21 protein-coding genes and 1 riboswitch are annotated in these 19,273 nt (G+C 72.5%); of the genes, 18 read left to right on the top strand and 3 right to left on the bottom strand.

Going from position 1 to position 19,273, the window contains the following annotated elements; all coding sequences use genetic code 11:
* Positions 1 to 62: 62 nt before the first annotated feature.
* From AB0K67_RS09610 to AB0K67_RS09590, 5 genes are all read left to right on the top strand, one after another.
* The gene (locus AB0K67_RS09610) at positions 63 to 884 is read left to right on the top strand and encodes a helix-turn-helix transcriptional regulator (protein WP_364057530.1); all 822 of its coding nucleotides are present in this window, start codon (positions 63 to 65) and stop codon (positions 882 to 884) included.
* Complete coding sequence (locus tag AB0K67_RS09605) at positions 885 to 1,121, top strand: DUF397 domain-containing protein (RefSeq protein ID WP_345400620.1); 237 nt, start codon at positions 885 to 887, stop codon at positions 1,119 to 1,121. It begins immediately after the preceding gene.
* An 88-nt stretch (positions 1,122 to 1,209) separates the two neighbouring features.
* Entirely contained in the window at positions 1,210 to 1,485 is a 276-nt protein-coding gene (locus AB0K67_RS09600; RefSeq protein ID WP_364055622.1) for a hypothetical protein, read from the top strand.
* A gap of 310 nt (positions 1,486 to 1,795) precedes the next feature.
* Positions 1,796 to 2,851: a hypothetical protein gene (locus AB0K67_RS09595; RefSeq protein WP_364055619.1), complete on the top strand. Its 1,056-nt coding sequence runs from the start codon at positions 1,796 to 1,798 to the stop codon at positions 2,849 to 2,851.
* Positions 2,852 to 2,882: 31 nt separating this feature from the next.
* Positions 2,883 to 3,146, top strand: a complete 264-nt coding sequence (locus tag AB0K67_RS09590) for a sigma factor (RefSeq protein WP_364055616.1) — start codon at positions 2,883 to 2,885, stop codon at positions 3,144 to 3,146.
* Positions 3,147 to 3,251: 105 nt separating this feature from the next.
* Here the strand turns inward: AB0K67_RS09590 and AB0K67_RS09585 are convergent, their stop codons facing one another.
* Positions 3,252 to 3,833, bottom strand: coding sequence for a histidine phosphatase family protein (locus AB0K67_RS09585; RefSeq protein WP_364055613.1), 582 nt, complete (start codon positions 3,831 to 3,833; stop codon positions 3,252 to 3,254).
* Between the two features lie 254 nt (positions 3,834 to 4,087).
* Between AB0K67_RS09585 and AB0K67_RS09580 the strand changes: the two genes are divergently transcribed.
* The 7 genes from AB0K67_RS09580 to AB0K67_RS09550 all read left to right on the top strand — a co-directional run bounded on the left by AB0K67_RS09580 (position 4,088) and on the right by AB0K67_RS09550 (position 9,211).
* Complete coding sequence (locus tag AB0K67_RS09580; RefSeq protein ID WP_364055610.1) at positions 4,088 to 4,951, top strand: Gfo/Idh/MocA family oxidoreductase; 864 nt, start codon at positions 4,088 to 4,090, stop codon at positions 4,949 to 4,951.
* A gap of 41 nt (positions 4,952 to 4,992) precedes the next feature.
* Positions 4,993 to 5,113: riboswitch (adenosylcobalamin-variant (AdoCbl-variant) riboswitch) on the top strand.
* A gap of 37 nt (positions 5,114 to 5,150) precedes the next feature.
* Positions 5,151 to 6,125 carry an ABC transporter substrate-binding protein gene (locus AB0K67_RS09575; RefSeq protein WP_364055607.1) on the top strand — a complete coding sequence of 325 codons (975 nt, stop codon included), beginning with the start codon at positions 5,151 to 5,153 and terminating at the stop codon, positions 6,123 to 6,125.
* 1 nt (position 6,126) lies between these two features.
* Entirely contained in the window at positions 6,127 to 7,155 is a 1,029-nt protein-coding gene (locus AB0K67_RS09570) for an iron ABC transporter permease (RefSeq protein ID WP_364055604.1), read from the top strand.
* Positions 7,152 to 7,925 (top strand): ABC transporter ATP-binding protein, encoded by a 774-nt coding sequence (locus tag AB0K67_RS09565; protein WP_364055601.1) that lies wholly within the window; start codon positions 7,152 to 7,154, stop codon positions 7,923 to 7,925. Before AB0K67_RS09570 ends, AB0K67_RS09565 begins: the two co-directional genes overlap by 4 nt.
* Complete coding sequence (locus AB0K67_RS09560) at positions 7,922 to 8,563, top strand: adenosylcobinamide amidohydrolase (RefSeq protein ID WP_364055598.1); 642 nt, start codon at positions 7,922 to 7,924, stop codon at positions 8,561 to 8,563. Before AB0K67_RS09565 ends, AB0K67_RS09560 begins: the two co-directional genes overlap by 4 nt.
* 64 nt (positions 8,564 to 8,627) lie before the next feature.
* On the top strand, positions 8,628 to 8,792 hold the full coding sequence (locus AB0K67_RS09555) for a hypothetical protein (protein WP_364055595.1): 165 nt from the start codon (positions 8,628 to 8,630) through the stop codon (positions 8,790 to 8,792).
* Positions 8,789 to 9,211, top strand: coding sequence for a Uma2 family endonuclease (locus AB0K67_RS09550; protein WP_364055592.1), 423 nt, complete (start codon positions 8,789 to 8,791; stop codon positions 9,209 to 9,211). Before AB0K67_RS09555 ends, AB0K67_RS09550 begins: the two co-directional genes overlap by 4 nt.
* Here the strand turns inward: AB0K67_RS09550 and AB0K67_RS09545 are convergent, their stop codons facing one another.
* Positions 9,212 to 9,607 (bottom strand): hydantoinase B/oxoprolinase family protein, encoded by a 396-nt coding sequence (locus tag AB0K67_RS09545; RefSeq protein WP_364055589.1) that lies wholly within the window; start codon positions 9,605 to 9,607, stop codon positions 9,212 to 9,214. It lies immediately after the preceding gene.
* Between the two features lie 93 nt (positions 9,608 to 9,700).
* Between AB0K67_RS09545 and AB0K67_RS09540 the strand changes: the two genes are divergently transcribed.
* The 6 genes from AB0K67_RS09540 to AB0K67_RS09515 all read left to right on the top strand — a co-directional run bounded on the left by AB0K67_RS09540 (position 9,701) and on the right by AB0K67_RS09515 (position 17,646).
* The gene (locus AB0K67_RS09540; RefSeq protein WP_364055586.1) at positions 9,701 to 9,838 is read left to right on the top strand and encodes a hypothetical protein; all 138 of its coding nucleotides are present in this window, start codon (positions 9,701 to 9,703) and stop codon (positions 9,836 to 9,838) included.
* A 53-nt stretch (positions 9,839 to 9,891) separates the two neighbouring features.
* A complete protein-coding gene (locus tag AB0K67_RS09535; RefSeq protein WP_364055583.1) occupies positions 9,892 to 11,358 on the top strand; it encodes a hypothetical protein in 1,467 nt (488 codons plus the stop codon).
* Positions 11,358 to 13,043, top strand: a complete 1,686-nt coding sequence (locus AB0K67_RS09530; RefSeq protein WP_364055580.1) for a serine/threonine-protein kinase — start codon at positions 11,358 to 11,360, stop codon at positions 13,041 to 13,043. Before AB0K67_RS09535 ends, AB0K67_RS09530 begins: the two co-directional genes overlap by 1 nt.
* Before the next feature lie 858 nt (positions 13,044 to 13,901).
* Positions 13,902 to 15,968, top strand: coding sequence for a DUF6421 family protein (locus tag AB0K67_RS09525; RefSeq protein ID WP_364055577.1), 2,067 nt, complete (start codon positions 13,902 to 13,904; stop codon positions 15,966 to 15,968).
* The gene (locus tag AB0K67_RS09520; RefSeq protein WP_364055574.1) at positions 15,965 to 16,594 is read left to right on the top strand and encodes an SDR family NAD(P)-dependent oxidoreductase; all 630 of its coding nucleotides are present in this window, start codon (positions 15,965 to 15,967) and stop codon (positions 16,592 to 16,594) included. Before AB0K67_RS09525 ends, AB0K67_RS09520 begins: the two co-directional genes overlap by 4 nt.
* Positions 16,591 to 17,646, top strand: coding sequence for a low specificity L-threonine aldolase (locus AB0K67_RS09515; protein ID WP_364055571.1), 1,056 nt, complete (start codon positions 16,591 to 16,593; stop codon positions 17,644 to 17,646). The genes AB0K67_RS09520 and AB0K67_RS09515 overlap by 4 nt, the downstream gene beginning before the upstream one ends.
* Positions 17,647 to 17,700: 54 nt before the next feature.
* On the opposite strand, the gene AB0K67_RS09510 is transcribed toward AB0K67_RS09515, so the two are convergent.
* On the bottom strand, positions 17,701 to 19,269 hold the full coding sequence (locus AB0K67_RS09510) for an NAD(P)/FAD-dependent oxidoreductase (RefSeq protein ID WP_364055568.1): 1,569 nt from the start codon (positions 19,267 to 19,269) through the stop codon (positions 17,701 to 17,703).
* Positions 19,270 to 19,273 lie beyond the last annotated feature (4 nt).

Genomic DNA, 19,273 nt, shown 5'->3' with positions numbered 1-19,273 from the left:
GACCAAGGAGCAAGCACGTGTCCATTGATCCGCCAGGGACCGGTTCGACCGTTCGGCGCATCATGCTGGGGGCGAGCCTCAGGCGTCTCCGCGAGCGCTGCGGGCTCGACCGGGCACAGGCCGGATTTCACATCCGGGCATCCGAGTCCAAGATCAGCCGCATGGAGCTCGGGCGCGTGGGTTTCAAGACACGTGACGTGGAAGACCTCCTCACCCTGTACGGCGTCGTCGACGATGCCGAACGCCGTGCCCTGCTGGAGATGGTGCGCGAGGCCAACACCCCCGGGTGGTGGCACAAGTACTCGGCCGTGCTGCCGCACTGGTTCACCACGTACATCGGCCTGGAAGAGGCCGCGAGCGTGATCAGGACCTACGAGGTGCAGTTCGTGCCCGGCCTGCTGCAGACGGCCGCATATGCGCGCTCGGTCTACCAGCTCGGCAACCCCGATGCGACTCCCGAGGACATCGAACGGCGCGTGCACCTGCGCATGCAGCGCCAGGAGCGCTTCACCCGGAAGGACGGGCCCAAGCTGTGGGCCGTCATCGACGAGGCGGCGCTCAAGCGGACCATCGGCGGGCGGGAGGTCATGATCGAGCAGCTCGAGCATTTGCTGGAGGTCGCCGCCCTTCCCAACATCACCATCCAGGTGATGCCTTTCAAGTTCGGCAAGCACGCCGCTGAGGGAGGCGCGTTCAGCATCTTGCGGTTTCCCGAGTCCGATTTGTCGGACGTGGTCTACGTCGAGCAGCTCTGGGGTGCCCTGTACCTGGACAAACGTGAGGACATCGATCCGTACCTCACGGCCATGGAGCAGTTGTGCGTGGAGAGCACCACGCCAGGAGGCACCGTCGAGCTCATCGGCGGTCTTCTCAGAAAGATGTAGATGAACCAGACCTACAACGGCATGCCGGCGGCGGACCTGACGGAGGTCGCCTGGCGCAAGAGCCGCTACAGCAACTCCCAGGGCAACTGCGTCGAACTCGCGGAGCTCCCCGACGGGGGCATCGCGGTGCGCAACTCGCGCTTCCCCGACGGGCCTGCCCTCATCTATACCCGTGACGAGATCCGGGCCCTGGTGCTCGGTGTGAAGGACGGAGAGTTCGACGGCCTGCTCGTGTAACAACGTGTTAACCTCCGGCGCGCCTGCTTAACGGCGGCGCGCCGGAGGTGTAACCGCCCGGCCTCGTCGTGCGGCGAGTATCAGGGTCATGCTCGACCAGATGACCCTGTATCCGATCGCCGACGACGTGCTGTTCGCGCCGGGCGGCAAGGTCGTGATCCGCACATACGGTGTCGCGCCCGCGACCGGCGGGGCCAGCGGGAAGGAACCGGTCACCGTCTCCTACCGCACCTGGGTGACGGGCATCCGGGACCAGCCCCGCTACTGGCACTGGGGCCACTTCGAGGACGCCGCCACCGGCCACCGCAAGGTGCTCGAATGGCTGACCGGACGCGGGCCGCAGCCCGCCCAGGCGCTGGCCTGACCGAGGCCGGGCGCGTGTCCGGCCGCAGGGCCCGCCGTGCCCGGGACGGCCTCTTACGCGAGCCGCCGTCTTCATGACGGCCGCGGCGACGGGAGCACGCCGCGTCCGAGACGGCCCGCGAGCACGGGAACCTGCCGTGTCCCCGATGGCCGCGGGGGCGGGAGTCGTCACGCCAGGGACAACTGCGGATAAAACGCGTTCGCGTCTATCTGGAAAGCCCCTGGCGTGAGACGCTGCTGGCACCGTTCTCCGGCCGCCGTCCGGCGCGCCCGGAAACGGGCCGGGACAGCGTCGGCTGCGGAGGTGGCCAATGGCGGACTCCTACCTCTTCGACGGGCAGAGCCCGAACGAGCACGTCGCCTCGTGCATCGACTGCGGCGCGGCGATCGCGCTGCTCGATCATCCGGAGACCGTCGCCGAGCCGCCTGGCGGAGCGCCACTCGAGCCGCTCGCCGAGCCGCCGCCCAGGCTGCGCGAGGCCGTGCTGTCCGCGGCGCGCCGCCGCCGCAACCCGGCCGCCGTGGGCGTGGCCACCGTCGCCGTCCCGTACGCCGAACTGGTCGCGGGCATGGACGACGTGCTCGCCGAGCTGAGCCCCGTCCAGTGGGCGGCGCCGGTGCCCAAGCACGGCACCGTCAGGAGCTTGGTCGAGCACCTGACGGCCAACGACGCGACCGTGGCCCGCTTCATGGGCGTCCCGGCCACGGTGACCCGCGTTTCGGCCGGTGTTTCCGGCGGCAACGGCACCGCTCCAGGCGCTCCGGCCGGTACTCGCACCGGTCCGGATGCTCGCGCTGGGAACGGCACCGTTTCCGGCGCTCGGGCCGGTACCGGCACCGGTCCGGACCTTTCCGCCGGGACCGGCGCCGGGCAAGGCGTCGCCGTGCCCGAGCACCGGCGCTGGCGGGAGCAGGCGGGCCTGCTGCTGTCGCGGGTGGCGGCGGGCAGCGAGGTGCTGCTCGGCGTGGAGGTGGCGCTCGCCGGAGCGCGACCGGCCCGCGCGCCGCTGCGCCAGGCCATGATCCAGCGCACGTTCGAGACCTGGACGCACACCGACGACATCAGGGCGGCCACCGGCCGCGCCAAGGCCGAGCCGAGACCCGAGCACGTGCACATGATCGCCGAGTTCGGCCTGGCGCTGCTGCCGCGCGCGCTGCGCGGGCCGCGCCGCGACGTCTCGGCCACCATCGTGCTCACCGGCCCGGCGGCGGCACCTGGACCATCCCGCTCTCGCCCGCCTCCGACCACGTGGCCGTGCTCATCTCGGCGGACGCCGCCGACTTCTGCCGCCTGCTGGGCAACCGGTGGCCACCCGGCGCCTTCCCGTACGCCGCCGAGGGCGACCCCGTGCTCGCCCGTGACCTGATCGCCGCCGCCGCGACGCTGGGGTGCGACTGATGAGCGACATGGATGTGCGTGCACGATTGGCCGCCGGCGACCTCGACGCGCTGGCCGACGCCTACGACCGGCACGGCCCGTACGTCTACGGCGTCGCCGTCAAGGTCACCGGCAGCCAGGCGCAGGCGGAGGAGATCACGCAGCGCGTGTTCGTGGCGTTGTGGGAGGAGCCGCTGTCGTACGACCCGGCCCTCGGCTCGCTGCGCGGCTGGCTGGCCGGCCGGGCGTTGCACGAGTCCGCCCTGCGGGCCCGCGTCGGCTGAGCTCCCCCCGGCCGAGCCGCGCGCTGCCCGGACGGCCCTACGCGTCCGGGCCGGCTGAGCCTTTTCGTCCGAGTCGGTGCGGCGCGACCACCGGCCCGGGATCGGTCAGGTGACGGGGGCGTTCCAGGCCAGCAGCACCGGCTCATCGTGCTCGTACCCGAGGCGCGAGTACGTACCGGTGTCGAGCCTGAGCAACCGGCCGTCCTCGGGAGCCAAACCCAGCCAGCGGGCGGCCAGCACCCGCAGGAAGTGCCCGTGCGCCACCAACGCCACCCGGCCCTGCACAGCACGGGCCCGCGCGATCACCCGGTCGGCCCGGACCGCCACCTCCGAGGCGCTCTCGCCCGGATGCTCGGCATCGCCGGGGATCACGCCGTCACGCCACAAGTACCAACCGGGCCGCGTCTCACGGATCGTCGCCGTGGTGATGCCCTCATAGCCGCCGTAGTCCCACTCCCACAGGTCGGGATCCACCTCATACTCGGTCAAACCGGCCAGCTCCGCCGTTCGCCTCGCCCGCTGCGCGGGGGAGACGAGCACCAGGTCGAAAGGCTCCTTGATCAGCGGCGCCAAGGCTCTGGCCTGCTCCTCGCCGTGCTCCGTCAAGGGCAGGTCCGTACGGCCCGTGTGCCTGCCCGCCTTACTCCACTCGGTCTCTCCATGCCGAAGCAGCAGCATCTCGTTCATGGCTCCCATCATCCGGCACGCCCGATCGCGCCCCACCGCCAGGTGCCCGCCCGCCTCTTTCTCGCGGCGCGCCGGTCGGTGATCGGCACGGCCGCGCGCGGGTCGCTCGCGCGGAGCGGGAGGAGCCGGCACGCCCGCGTCCGCCGACCGCCCACGCAGCAGGGCGGCTGATGTGCGTTCGTGGAGGTGCGGGCGATCTTTGGCGATATGTCATCTAAGGTGAAAGATCAGATGACTTGCGAAGGAGGACGTGCATGGAACCGGTGGCGGTCGGACTGATCGGCGCGGGGCCCTGGGCGCGGATGGCGCACGCGCCCATGCTGGCCAAGAGCCCGCACACGAGGCTGGCCGGCGTCTGGGCCCGCCGTCCCGAGGCCGCCGCCGAGCTGGGCGCGCCGGTGTTCGCCCGCGTCGAGGAGCTGTTCGAGCACTGCGAGGCGGTCGCGTTCTGCGTGCCGCCCGCCGTCCAGGCCGAGTACGCCGTCCGCGCCGCCCGCGCCGGCAAGGCGCTGCTGCTGGAGAAGCCGCTCGGCGACTCCCTGGAGTCGGCTCGGCGCGTGGCGGACGCGGTGGCCGAGGCGGGCGTCGCCTCCCAGATGGTCTTCTCCATGCGCTACACCGCCGCCGCCCGCGGTTTCCTGGCCCGCTGCGCCGAGGTCGAGCCGTTCGGCGGTCACGCCGCCAACATCTCCGGCGCGCTGCTCGGCGACCACCCGTTCGCGACGCCCTGGCGGCTCGAACGCGGCGCCCTGCTCGACGTGGGACCGCACGTGATCGACCTGCTGGACGCCGCGCTCGGCCCCGTCACGGGTGTGCGCGCGCACGGCCACCCGCTGCGCTGGGTCGGCCTGCTGCTCGAACACGAGGGCGGCGCCGTCAGCGAGGCGTCGCTGAGCATGGCCGCGGGCGGCGAGACGCCGCCGTCCAGCATCGCCGTGTACGGCCGCAACGGCAGCGCCGCCCTGCCGCCGCATGACAAGGACGACGACTACCTGGCCACGGTCGCCGAGGAGTTCGCCGCGACCGTCCGCAAGGGCGGCGGCCACCCGCTCGACGCCGCGCACGGGCTGCGCATCCAGAAGATCATCGCCGAGGCGGAGGCCCAACTGACCCCTTGACTCCTCCGGCGGACGGGGAATTGATACCGTTTGCCCGACGCGCAGTGCGCAGCGAAGTCCGGTGAGATTCCGGCGCTGTCCCGCAACTGTCATAGCCAGGTCGCCTGCCTCTGCGCCGACGCACATCAACCCTCGTGGAAAAGGGTGATCCGTCACTACAAGCGGGTCTCTCGGTTCCAACAGTGTGAAAGGACTTCTCGTGAGGCCCGTACGCACGGTTCTCGCGGGCGCGCTGCTGGGAACGCTCGCTCTGGCCGGTTGCGGCCAGACCGGCACCACAGCCGGCCCTGCCGCCCCCTCGTCCGCCGCTTCCTCCACCGCTCCCGCCGCCGGCGGCTTCCCCGTCACCGTCGAGGCCGCCAACGGCAAGGTCACCATCCCCAAGCGGCCCGAGCGCATCGTCTCGCTCTCGGCCACCCACACCGAGACCCTGTACGCCATCGGCGCCGGCTCGCAGGTCGTCGCCGTGGACGACCGCTCCAACTACCCGCCGGAGGCCCCCACGACGGAGCTGTCCGGTTTCAAACCGAACGTCGAGGCCATCGTCGCCCAGAAGCCCGACCTCGTCGTGGTATCGGACGACATCGACGACATCGTCTCCGAGCTGGGCAAGGTCAACGTGCCCGTGCTCCACCAGCCCGCCGCCACGAACCTGGACGAGGCGTACGAGGAGATCTCCGAGCTGGGCGCGGCCACCGGGCACCAGGCCGAGGCCGGCAAGGTCGTCGCGGACATGAAGAGCGCCATCGACGACGTGGTGTCCAAGGCGCCCAAGGACGCCGAGCTCACCTACTACCACGAGCTCGACCAGACGCCGTACGCCGTGACGTCCAAGACGTTCATCGGCCAGATCTACGGCATGTTCGGCCTGACCAACATCGCCGACAAGGCCCCCGACGCGGCCGGCGGATACCCCAAGCTGTCGGCCGAGTTCGTCGCCCAGGCCGACCCCGACCTGATCTTCCTCGCCGACGTCAAGTGCTGCCAGCAGAACAAGGAGGCGCTGGCCGCCCGGCCCGGCTGGAAGAACCTGTCCGCCGTCAAGAACGACCGGGTGATCGAGCTGGACGACGACATCGCGTCCCGCTGGGGGCCGCGCGTCGCCGACCTGGCCAAGAGCATCGGCGCGGCCGTGGCCGACGCGGCGCGGGCGAAGACCGACGGCGCGAGCTGACGTGGCGACTCAGGCCCGCCCCGCACGGGCCCGGCCGCTGTGGCTCGCCGGCGCCCTGGTCCTGCTGGCCGCCTGCATGATCGCCGGCATGCTCGACGGCGCCGCCGACATCTCGCCCTGGCAGGTGGTGCTCCAGGTCGCGGACTGGCTGCCGTTCACCCACGTCGACTCCGGCCTCGCGCCGGTCGAGCAGGGGCTGCTGTTCGAGCTGCGGCTGCCCAGGGTGCTGGTCGCGGCCGTGGTCGGCGGGCTGCTCGCCATCGCGGGAGCCGGGTACCAGGGCGTCTTCCGCAATCCGCTCGCCGACCCGTACCTGCTGGGCGCGGCGGCGGGGGCCGGGCTCGCGGCGACGGCGGCGATCGTGCTGCTGCCGTCCGCCAGCGTGCCCGTGGCCGCCTTCGCGGGCGCGGTGGGTGGCGTGTTCCTCGCGTACACGCTGGGCAACACGGCGGGGCGCAGCGGCGGCACGGCCACGCTCGTGCTGGCGGGCGTCGCGGTCACCTCGTTCCTCACCGCGATCCAGACCGTACTGCAGCAGCTCGAGGTGGAGAAGCTGCAGCGCATCTACGCGTGGATACTCGGCGACCTCGGCGGCGGGTGGGATCAGCTCCTGCTCGTGCTGCCGTACGCCGCCGTCTCCGCCGTGCTGCTCCTGCTGCACGGGCGCATGCTCGACGTGCTGTCCGTCGGCGACGAGGAGGCCGCCGGGCTCGGCGTGCGGGCCGGGCGGGTGCGGTTCGTCGTGCTGCTCGCCGCCTCCCTGGCCACCGCGGCGGCCGTCGCGGTCAGCGGGCTCATCGGGTTCGTCGGCATCGTCGTCCCGCACGTGGTGCGGCGGCTGGCCGGCGGCTCGTACCGGATCGTGCTGCCGCTGTCGCTCATCGGCGGTGCGGCGTTCCTGGTGCTCGCCGACCTGGTCGCCCGCACCGTGCTCGCCCCGGCCGAGCTGCCGATCGGCGTGGTCACCATGTTCGTGGGCGCGCCGTTCTTCGTCGCCGTCCTGCGCATGACCAGGCGGGTGGTCACGTGATCAGGGCGCGCGATCTCACCGTACGGCTCGGCGAGCGCGAGGTGCTCTCCCAGGTGAGCCTGGACGTGCGGCGCGGCGAGTGGACCGCCGTCATCGGGCCCAACGGGGCCGGCAAGTCCACCCTGCTCAAGAGCGTCATGGGGCTCGTCGCGCACCAGGGCCGGGTCGAGCTGGACGGCCGGCCGGCCGCCGCGCTCAAGCCGCGCGAGCGGGCCAGGCTCGTCGCGTACGCCCCCCAGACCCCGGCCCTGCCGCCCGACATGACGGTCTTCGACTACGCGCTGCTCGGGCGCACGCCGTACATCCCCTACCTGGGGAGGGAGAGCGCGCGGGACCGGGCCGTCGCCGAGTCCGTCCTGGAACGGCTCGACCTGACGGAGCTCGCCATGCGGCCGGTCGGCGAGCTGTCCGGCGGCGAGCGGCAGCGCGCCGTGCTGGCCAGGGCGCTCGCGCAGGAGGCGCCGGTGCTGCTGCTCGACGAGCCCACCACCGCGCTCGACCTCGGTCACCAGCAGCAGGTGCTGGAGCTGATCGACCGCCTGCGCCGCGCCGACGGGCTCACCGTCGTGACCACCCTGCACGACCTCACCGTCGCCGGCCTCTACGCCGACTCCCTCATGCTGCTGGCCGGCGGCCGTGCCGCCGCCACCGGCGAGCCCGCCGCCGTGCTGACCGAGGAGCTGGTCGGGCGGCACTTCGACGCGCATGTGAAGATCGAGCCGGGCCCCGACGGGCGGCCCGTCGTGCACCTGGTCAGGGGAGGCCCATGAAGCTCACCTACCGCGTCGAGGACGGCGCCAGGCTCGGCTCGCTGCTGTGGGAGTTCGGGCCAGGCTGGCGGATGATCTCCTCCGCGCTGCTCGGCGGCGGCATCGGCGAGCGCGAGTGGGTGCTGAACGCCCAGGTCGTGGCCGGGTACGCGCGGATGGACCCGGTCGATCACCTCATTTCGCTCGGGCCTTCGCACGGGGCCGGGGTCGGCATGATGACCGCGGCCTCCGTCGACCGGTACGTCCGCGCCACCGACGGCGGCGTGGAGGCGTGGGCCACCGTCGGGCTGCGCGTCCCCACCTGGGCCGCCGCCCCCGAGGGCCACCAGGACCCCGAGCTCGCCCCCATCCGCGTCGGCACCATCAACATCGTGGTCGAACTGCCCGTCGCCATGACGGACGCGGCGCTGGTCAACACCGTGATGACGGTCACCGAGGCCAAGACCCAGGCCATGCTGGAGGCGGGCTTCGAAGGCACCGGCACCGCCTCCGACGCCGTCTGCGTCGCCGTACCGGTCGAGGGGCCGCAGGAGGTTTTCGGCGGCCCCCGCTCGGACTGGGGCGCCCGCGTGGCCCGCGCCGTCCACACCGCCGTGTTACGCGGCGCCGAAGCGTGGCGCTCCCATCACTCCGGGTGAGATCTTCGGGGTAAAGCGGCGTGTGCACGGGGCCGTGTTTCCCGATACTGGGTGGGCGACCGCGATGGCGACGATCGAACCGGCCAAGCACATCGCGCGGACCGAGGCGCTCAGCGCGCCGTTCACCGTCGACGACCTGCTTGAGATCCCGGATGACGGGTTCCGGTACGAGCTCTTCACCGGGAGCCTGCTGGTGAGCCCTGCCCCCACCCCCTTCATCAGGACATGATCTTCGCACTGCAGATGATCCCGCACGCCGCGGAACCCGCCCATCTGAAGGTCCTGTCCACGGTCAACGTGCGGGCGAGCGAGACCGGCTTCTCCATCCCCGACCTCGTGGTCGTGCCCAAGGTCGCGGCGAGGTCCGTGAAACTCGCGTTCCGGCCGGAGGACGTCCTGCCGGCCGTGGAGGTCGTCGGTCCCGGCACCGCGGCCGCGGACAGGACCTTGAAGACCGCGGCCTACGCGGCGGCCGGCATTCCCGGCTGCTGGCGCCTCGACCCCGGCCAGGGACCCGCGCCCCACGTCTATGAGCTCAACGGCGACTCCTACGGTGAGCCCACTGTGATCAAGGCCGGATCCCAGGCCGTGCTGTCGCAGCCGTTCAGCGTCACCTTCGGCCCAGGTGATCTGAGCGACCTCGGCTGATCAGTTCTCGGCGATGAAGCCGTAGCCCTCCAGGGCGCCTGCGGGGGTGATCGCGCCGGTGGCGAGGCCGCCGCGGACGGCCTCAGGATCGCGGTCCGCGGGCGGGCCGAGGCCGCCGCCGCCCGTCGTCTCCACGATGAACGCCTCCCCGGCCGCGAAGCGCACGTTGTCGACTTTCGACGGCAGCCGTTCCACGGTCCCGTCGGCCCGCCGCCGGCAGAAGCCGCCGGTGCGGCCGGGCAGCCCGCCGTCGCGGCCGGGCGGCGGCAGGCGGAGGCGGTCGGCGCGGGTGATGACGTGGCAGCCGGCGAGGAAGCGGAAGACGGTACGCGAGCCGAGCCCGCCCCAATACCGGCCGGGACCGCCGGAGCCGGGCACCGGCGTGGTCGCGTGCACCACCCGCGACCTGGGCGGGGGTCGCGGCCTGCGAGCGCGCGCGTAACACCGGTGACGATCCCCGCGATGGGGTCGTAGTGGGTGCTCAGACATGTGGCCACGGAGATCGAGCCGGACGTGCTGCGAACGACCACGTCGGTGAAGGTGCCGCCGACATCGACGCCGATCGTGATGCCCATCCGGGTACGTGATGTTCCCGAGCAAGTGCTTGTCTGCATCGTGGTCTATTGACTTACGGCACCTGCTTGGGACGCTGGTCCTAGTCGTGCGTTTGGAGCGGAGAGATGGCGCGCTGCAGAGCCCTTGCCGGTGGCATCGCGGTGGCCATGGTGCTCATCGGCTTACCGGCCTCGGCGCACGAGCACCCCAGCGGGATCACCGACCTGGTGACCCCGGCCGTCGTACGGCTCGAGGCCGTCTCCCACGTGGAGATCACCCTGCTCGACCACGTCGGAGAGCTCAGACATGTGGAGCGCTCCTACGACTTCCCCTTCGCCGAGGGAACGGGCACCGTGATCAGCCCCGACGGCACGATCGTCGCCCTGCGGCGGCTCGCCATCAATCCCGACGACGTCGCCGTCTACGCCGCCAACAAGATCTTCGCCGAGCACCACAAGGTCAAGATCCCCGCCGACGACAAGAAGCACCGCCTCAAGAACCCCATCCTCGACCGCCACCTCCAGCAGTGCTACAAACCCGAGAGCGACACCGCCACCTGCATCATCGACGTCACCACCGAGATCACCGCCTACCCCAACGTCTCGCCGGCCAGCACTGACGGCTTCAAGGTCACGTGCATCAAGGCCGGTCCGAAACCCGACTCGCCGGCCGTGCTGGTGCCGGTGACCCCCATGTCCGGCGGCGTCGGCATGCCGACCGCGCCGCTCGCCGACAAGGTGCCCGACCAGGTCGGCGCGCCCGTCAGCGTGGCCGGCTTCACGGGCCGCCCCGGGGCCAAGGTCAAGCACACCGTCGAGATCGCCCACCTCGGCAAGGGCGGCTCAGGGGGCGACGGCGGGCGCCCGTTCGCCGACCCCGAGAACAAGGTGGACGAGCCGGTCAAGCTCGGCGGCCTGGCCGACAAGGGGATGATCGGCGCGCCCGTGATCGGCGACAAGGACGGCCACGTCATCGGCCTGCTGGTCGGAGGCGGCAAGGACGGCCGGATGATCGGCATCAGAGAGGTCACCGGCCTCCTGGGCGAGGCCAAGGTCGTGCCGCGCAGAGGCGCCATCGACACGGCCTTCGAGGCCGCGCTCACCCGCTACCACACGCAGTACTACACCGAGGCCGCGCCCGGCTTCCAGCGCGTCCTCGAGCTCTATCCGGGCAACGTGGTGGCCGCCGAGCTGCTGAAGGACTCGCTGGCCAAGCGGGGCGGCCCCGAGGACCAGGGCACCAGGCAGGCAGCGGCGCGGCAGGACGAGCGCTCAACGCCCCTGTGGCCGCTCATCCTGGCCGCCGGGATACTTTTCCTGGCCGCCGGCGGCGGGGCGTATCTGCTGTGGCGCCGCCGTACTCCCGAAGTAGTGACAGAACCGCCACAGCCCCTGGCGGCCGGCCCACCGCTCGACGACCCCGCCGACCAGACCGTGGTCGTACGGCGGTCCCAGCCGTTCCAGGTGGCCTCGCAGCAGCAGCAGGTGATGACCGCGCCCAACCCGGCGATCAAGTACTGCACGTCGTGCGGCATGAGACTCGGGCCGGCGCACCGCTTCTGCGGCTACTGCGGCCACCCCATCGAGACGTGATGCCAGTGAACGAAAGATCGCTCATCGGCCAGGAGGTGGCCGGGTACTACATCGAGGACATCGTCGGCAAAGGCGGCATGGCCGTCGTCTACCTGGCGCTCGACCCCAGGCTGAGCCGCCGCGTGGCGCTGAAGATCCTCAACCCGGTGCTCAGCGTCGACGACAGGTTCAGGCAGCGCTTCATCCTGGAGTCCAGAACGGTCGCCAGCATCGAGCACCCCAACATCATCCCCATCTACGAGGCCAACGCCGACGCCGACGGCGTGCTCTACATCGCCATGCGCTACGTCGACGGGCTCGACCTGCGCCGCCTCATCTACGACCGCGGCCCGCTGCCGCTCGGCCCCGCCAACCAGATCTTCGCCCAGGTGGCCGCCGCGCTCGACGCGGCCCACGCCCACGACCTCATCCACCGCGACGTCAAACCGGCCAACATTCTGCTGGCCGGCGACCACGTCTACCTGACCGACTTCGGCATCACCAAGCACCGCTCGTCCATCTCCGGGCTCACCCAGACCGACCAGTTCATCGGCACGCCCCGGTACATGTCGCCCGAGCAGATCAACAAGGAGCACATCGACGGCCGCAGCGACCAGTACGCGCTGGCCTGCGTGGTCTACGAGGCCCTGTCGGGGCGGCTGCCGTTCCAGCGCGAGAACGACATCGCGCTGCTGTGGGCCCACCTGGCCGAGCAGCCCGTGCCGCTGTCGCAGATCAGGCCGGAGCTGCCGCCCTCGGTGGACGCCGTGATGAGCCGTGCTCTGGCCAAGTCGCCGGACCAGCGGTTCGCCACGTGCACCGAATTCGTGGCCGCGCTGCGGGATGCGATCAGCGGCCCGCCGTACGACCCGTACGGGGTGCCGGGCGAGCTGTACGGCGGGCAGCACCGTGCGCCGGGCTCTGGCCCGAACCTCATCCCCAGGCCGAGCCCCAGCCCGCACTCGGGCCCGCACGCCGTACCACACCTGGCCGCCCCCGCTCCGGGCTCCGCCACGCCACCCCGGACCGGCACGGACCCCGGCACCGGGCCGGGAACGGGACCTGGTGCACACACCGCCGCCACCACCACAGGGCAGAAACGGCCGGGCCGCCTGCCGGTCGTGATCGCGACCCTGATCGCCGCCTTAGCCGCGCTCGCCCTCGTAGCGGTCGTCATCGTCAACAACCGCGCCGAGACCTGGACCCGCTACAAGACCAGCGCCGCCGCCCCGCTCACGTTCGAGTACCCGGGCGACTGGACCGTGCGCACCCACCAGGACCTCTTCGCCATCGCCTCCCCGCACGCCCAGGAAATGGAGCAGCTCTTCGTGGCCGGCCCCGGCGCCGACTGGTCGCGCATCGCCGAGATCTTCGAAGACGACCCGGAGAGCCTGACCGGCGTGTACGTCCAGGTCTCCGACACCCTCGACGCCGGCGGGACATCGGAGATGATGAAGCCCAAGATGGAGGCCCTGCTGCCCGGCCGCGTCGACCTCGGCAAGCCCGTACTCGACCAGGCCGGCAACAGCCCCGCAGCCCGCTTCGACGGCTCACTCCACGACCCCGCCACCGGCACCCGGCTGGGCTTCGTCAGCTACGTGATCGACCGCGAACCCAAGACCATGCTCGTCATGTACTTCTGCCCCCGCACCACCTGCGACGACGCCACCCAAGCCCGCATCCGCCAGAGCGTCCACATCCCCTGACCCGCCCGCACGAACACGCCGACGCCATCGGGCGCCCGGCGACGACCGGCCACACCCAGCGGACCCACGGCGCTGAACCGCCACCGGCCGCCCGCCGGGATGCTCAGCGTGCCGCTGGGGTGCTCAGCGTGCCGCTGGGGTGCTCAGCGTGGGGCCGGGGTGCTCAGCGTGGGGCCGGGGTGCTTGGTGTGCTGATTAGGGGGCGGTCGCTTGAGCGCCGCGTCCAGGCGCGGCCCCGCTTGCGGGGCTGTGTGGCGGGGTCCGGCCCGCAGGCTGTGCGCGGCGGCCAGGGCGCGGGCCCCAGCCCGGCGGCGGCCGCGCTGCGGCGTCCGCCCTGCGACGCGCTGCCTGGCCCGACTGCGCCGCCGGACGGGCGGCGGACGGAGCGCGGCGGCGGCGACGTGCGGCGCTGCCCACTCCGCAGGTGCGCAACGCACCGCTCGCCATGCCGATGCCGCTGCACACTGAGGCGGCCGTCGCGCGCTCCTGAGCCATCACCCGTGGGCGTGCCGCGGCGCCAAGCGCCGGGCGGGGTTTCCGCGCGCCGTCGCACCCGGGGCGGGTGCCGCCTCGCTCGGCGTAGCGTCCGGGCCGGGTGTCGCCTCGCGCGCCTTCGCACCCGGGTCGGGTGTCGCCTCGCTCGGCGTAGCGTCCGGGTCGGGTGTCGCCTCGCTCGCTGTCGCGTCCGGGCCAGGTGCCGACTGGCGCGGCGGCGCCTGGCCCGGGCACCGGTCCCGCGTGGTGCCGGCGCCTCGAGCCGGCCCCAAGACTGTCTCGGTATTCGGGAGGGATTGGCGGGGCATGCAGGAAGGGTGTGTATATTTTCCGGCATAAGGCGGTAGAAACAGGAGAAATTTCATGCGATCGTTCCCTCGGGTGCTGTTCGACGAGGCGCACAGCGAGTCGTGGACCATCCGCCGCGAGCTGGCCGAGACCGTCAACCCGGCCCACCCCGACGACACCAGCTACGCCCGCGCGGCCGGGCTGCTGCGGCACCTGGGGCACACGGTCGACGCTCACACGGGCGGCCCGCTCGACGCGGAGACGCTCGCAGCCCAGGACGTCCTGGTCATCGCCCACCCCTCGGACGCGCGCTGGGAGCGCACGACCGGACAGGGCAGCCCCGTCTTCACCCCGGCCGAGCTGGACGCGATCGAGTCCTACGTACGCGACGGCGGCGGCCTGGTGGTGCTGGCCGAGGAGGAGCAGGACAAGTACGGCAACAACCTCGCCGACCTGCTGGCCCGCTTCGGCGTCCGCGTCGAGCACACCACCGTGCGCGACCCCGGCCACTCCTACCGCGGAGTGGCCACCTGGGTGCTGGGGGAACGCTCCACGGAGTCCGGGCTGCTGGCCGGCGTGCGTACGGCCTGCTTCTACCGCTCGGGCGTGCTGGCCGCGGGCGAGGGCGCCGAGGTCCTGTTCCGCACCTCGGCCGCGGCGGCGCCGGCGAACGCCCCGCTGGCCGTCGCGCTGCGGCACGGCAAGGGCCGGGTGGTGGTGTTCGCCGACTCCGACCTGTTCGGCGACGACTCGATCGAGGACCACGACCACCGCAGGCTCTGGGGCAACGTGATCACCTGGACCGCCCGCGTACCCGACGACGAGACGGACCGGGCGCCGCGCGATGAGATCAAGGCCGCCCGCTTCGCCCGCCTGAAGGAGGCCGTGGAGGAGCTGCGCCCGCTGCAGGTCAAGGACGGCTCGGTGCCGGACGAGCACAAGGAGCGCGCCGCCGAGCTGGTCGCGACGATCGCGGAACGGGTGGCCGAGATCGCCCCGCACTTCCCGCACGACGCCGCCTACCTGGAGGCCGTCCGGGCGGACCTGGGCAAGTGGGCCGCCCAGGGGCTCGGCGTGCCCGACTTTCTCGACTCGCTCGACCTGTTCCACCCCGACACCCAGCGCGAGGACGGGCTGGAGCACGTCGTGGTCTTCCCCATGTACACCCAGAACGGCAACCCCAACAGGAACCTGGAGGCCGTCTGGGTCCGCACGATCTGGCCCGGCTGGCTGGCCGAGCTGGAGGCGGGCGGCTACGACAACCCGATGTTCGTGCCGATCGCGTTCGAGGACTTCACCTCCGGCTACGACACCCACTCGGCCGTGCTGTTCCCCGAGACGGTCGCCGTGCGCACCACCCCGGCCCGCTTCACCTGGGGCGGCATCTTCGCCGACCGCGAGGCCGCGAGGTTCCGCAGGGTCGCCGGGGCCGCCGCCGAGACGCTGCGGCTGGACCTGCCGCCGGACGCCGAGCGGCTGCTCGCCTCGCAGCGGCTCGCCCAGGACACGTACGTGCTGTGGGACCTCGTCCACGACCGCACCCACAGCCACGGCGACCTGCCGTTCGACCCGTTCATGATCAAGCAGCGGATGCCGTACTGGCTGTACTCGCTGGAGGAGCTGCGCTGCGACCTCACCGCGTTCGGCGAGGCGGTCAGGCTGGAGGAGCGCGGGGTGCCGCACGCCCGCTACGTCCAGATCGCGATCCTGTTCGACCGGCTGTTCCGCTTCCCGATCACGGGGGAGCGGGTGCGCAACTACGACGGGCTCGGCGGTCAGCTGCTCTTCGCCTACCTGCACCGCAACGACATCGTGCGCTGGACCGACAACCGGCTCTCGATCGACTGGGAACGGGTCGCGATCGGCGTCGCCGACCTGCGCGGCGAGGTGGAGAAGCTCTACCGCGACAGCATCGACCGGTCCAAGCTGGCGCACTGGCTGGCGGCGTACGAGCTGGTCAGCGCGTACGTGCCGCCGCACCCCGCGTCCGTGTGGGCCAAGGGTGTCGAGGCGCTGCCCGAGGAGCAGAAGGCCAAGGTGGACGCGGTGCTGCCCGACGAGTTCCCCCTCAGCATGTTCTACGAGGCGCTGCGCCGTAAGCTGGCGGACGTGGTCGAATCGACAAAGGGACTCCGCGCATGATCATCGTGGTGACCGGGGCAGGAGGCCCCACCGGCGCGGCGGTGTCGGCATATTTCCGTAAGGGCGGGCACACCGTCATCGAGGTCGGCAGGAAGGACACCGACCTGCTCGACCGCGCCGCCGTGCACGAGCTGGCCGCCCGCGTCGAGCGCGAGCACGGCCGCGTCGACGGCGTCGTCCACCTGGTGGGCGGCTGGCGCGGCGCGCCCTCGTTCGCGGAGACGAACCTCGACGACTGGGACTTCCTGCACGACCGCATCATCCGCACGCTCCAGCACGTGTCGCTGGCGTTCGAGCCGCTGCTGCGGCGCAGCGACAACGGCCGGTTCGTGATCGTCTCGGCCCAGGCCGCGCAGGCGCCCACCGCGGGCGGCGCCGCGTACGCGGCCGCCAAGGCGGCGGCGGAGGCGTGGACGCTCTCCCTCGCCGACGCGCTCAGGGGAACCGGCGGCGCGGCCGTCATCCTGGTGGTCAAGGCGCTGGTCAACGACGCCATGAGGGCGGCCAAGCCGGAGGCGAAGTTCGCGGGGTTCACCGACGTCGACGACCTGGCAGCGGCCATCGGCGGCCTCTACGACCGCCCGGCCGAAGAGATCAACGGCACGCGATTGGACCTCACCTCTTGAATCCCCGGCACGACCCCCTGCTGAAGGCGTTCGGCAGCGACAACTACGCAGGGGTGCACCCCGAGATCCTCCAGGCCATCGCCACCGCCAACGGCGGCCACCAGGTCGCCTATGGCGACGATGTCTACACCGAGGCGACGCGGGAGGTCTTCCGCCAGCACTTCGGCGAGACGGCGCAGGCATGGCCGGTGTTCAACGGCACCGCGGCCAACGTCGTCTCCCTGCGCGCCATGACCGCCCCCTGGGAGGCGGTCATCTGCCCCGAGACCGCCCACATCAACACCGACGAGGGCGGCGCGCCCGAGGTGGCGGCGGGCATCAAACTGCTGACCGTGCCCACACCCGACGGCAAGCTCACCCCCGAGCTGATCGACCGGCAGGCGTGGGGCTTCGGCGACGTGCACCGCGCCCAGCCGAAGGTGGTCTCCGTCTCCAACGTCACCGAGCTCGGCACCGTCTACACGCCCGGCGAGCTCGCCGAGATCTGCGCCCACGCCCACGGCCTCGGCCTGACCGTCCACCTCGACGGCTCGCGCCTGGCCAACGCCGCCGCCGCGCTCGACGTGCCGCTGCGGGCGCTGACCACCGACGTCGGCGTGGACGTGCTCTCCTTCGGCGGCACGAAGATCGGCCTGCTGTACGGTGAGGCGGTCGTCGTGCTCAACCCCGACGCGGCCCGCGGCGTCGACTACCTGCGCAAGACGTACATGCAGCTGTCGTCGAAGATGCGGTTCGTGTCGGTGCAGTTCGAGGCGCTGCTCTCCGGCGACCTGTGGCTGCGCAACGCCCGCCACGCCAACGCCATGGCGCGGCGGCTGGCCGCGGCCGTCGAGGGCATCCCGGGCGTGCGGCTGAGCAGGCCCGTCGAGGCCAACGCGGTCTTCGCGGTGCTGCCCGCCGACGTCGCCGACCGGCTGCGCAAGCGCTTCCGCTTCTACACCTGGAACGAGTCCACCGGCGAGGTGCGCTGGATGTGCGCGTTCGACACCACGGAGGAGGACGTGGACGCCTTCGCCGCCGCCCTCGCCGAAGAGGCCGCCGCCTCGGCGTGACCGCTGGTGCCGCCGCCTCGGCGTGCGGTCCGTGCCGCCGCCGGCCCGTGCCGGTCAGCGGCGGCGCAGGGCGAGGCGGGCGGCCTGCCAGCCGCCCATCCCGTGCACCCCGGGCCCGGGCGGCGTCGCCGACGAGCAGAGGAACACCCCGGGCAGCGGCGTCCGCCACGGCGCGGGCGACCAGACCGGCCGCCGTACGAACTGCCCGAGGCTCGCCAGCCCGCCCGCGATGTCGCCGCCCACCAGATTGGCGTCGGCCGCCTCCAGTTCGGCCGGGCCCATCGCGTGGCGGGCCAGCACCCGGTCGCGAAAGCCCGGCGCGTAACGCTCGATCTGCGTCTCGATGGCGTCGCTCATGTCCATCGCGGAGCCGTTGGGAACGTGGCAGTAGGCCCACAGCGTGTGGCCGCCGCGCGCCGGGTCGGCCGCGTACGGCTGGACGAGCAGCACGTACGGGCGGGGCGAGTGCCGCCCGGCGGCCGTCTCGGCCTCGCTCAGCGCGATCTCCTCCAGCGTGCCGCCGAGGTGCACCGTGCCCGCGCCCGCGACGGCGGGATCGCGCCACGGCACCGGCTCGTCGAGCGCCCAGTCCATCTTGAACACGCCGGGCCCGTGCCGGTAGCGGGCGAGCCGCCGCCGGTAGCGAGCGGGCAGGAGGTCGCCGGCCATGGCGAGGAACTGCCGGGGCGTCACGTCGAGCACGACGACGGGCGCGCGCAGCTCGGCCAGCCGGCGTACGCGGTGGCCGGTCACCGCCTCGCCGCCGAGCGCGCGCAGCTCGGACACCAGGGCGTCGGCCAGCACCTGCGAGCCGCCGCGCACCAGCGGCCAGCCCACCGAATGGGCCAGCGACGCCAGCATGAGCCCGTAGCCGGCCGTGAGCGGGGAGCGCAGGTCGAGCAGCGAGTGCGCGGCCATCCCCGCCAGCAGCGCGCGCGCCTCCACCGTGCGGAACGCCGTACGCGCGAACGTCGTCGCCGGCAGCGCCGCCATCGCCCCGAACGCGGCCGCCCGCACGAACGCCGACACCGGCAACGCCCCCACCGCCAAGGCGTCCCCGGATGGCGCTCCCGCTCCGAATGCGGCCCCGTCGATCGGCGCGGCCCCGAATGCGGCCTCGTCGATCGGCGCCGCCCCGGATGCGGCCTCATCGGCCGGTGCCGCCCGTCCCGAGCCGCGCCCCAGCGGCGGGGCGATCCGCCACGGCCCCAGAGGCTTCAGCAGCAGCTCGGCCAGCGGAAGCCCGCCGCGCGCCACCATGCCCGCGCTCGCCAGCCAGGCAGGACCGTCACGCCCGAGCCCCCGCGCCGTACGCCGCACGTCGCGATGCACCAGCACGGCGGGCCGGTCGTCGAGGGGATGGGCGGCGGGCACCGGGGGATGCGCGAACTCGACCCCTTTGAGCCCCAGCGCGCGGAACGCCGGCGAGGCCAGCGCCATCGCCATCACGGTCGCCCCCACGTCGTGGACGCGCCCCGGCAGCGTCAGCTCGGCCGAGCCCAGCCCGCCGCCGAACCGGTCGGCGGCCTCCAGCAGCGTCACCCGCAGCCCGGCGCGGGCCAGCAGGACGGCGGCCACCAGCCCGTTGGGCCCCGATCCCACGACGACCGCGTCGGCGCTCATCGGC

The sequence above is a fragment of the Nonomuraea sp. NPDC052634 genome (assembly GCF_040678535.1).
GTDB classification, from domain to species: domain Bacteria; phylum Actinomycetota; class Actinomycetes; order Streptosporangiales; family Streptosporangiaceae; genus Nonomuraea; species Nonomuraea fastidiosa.
Note: the sequence above shows the minus strand (reverse complement) of the source record. Positions and strands in the feature narration are given on the sequence as shown.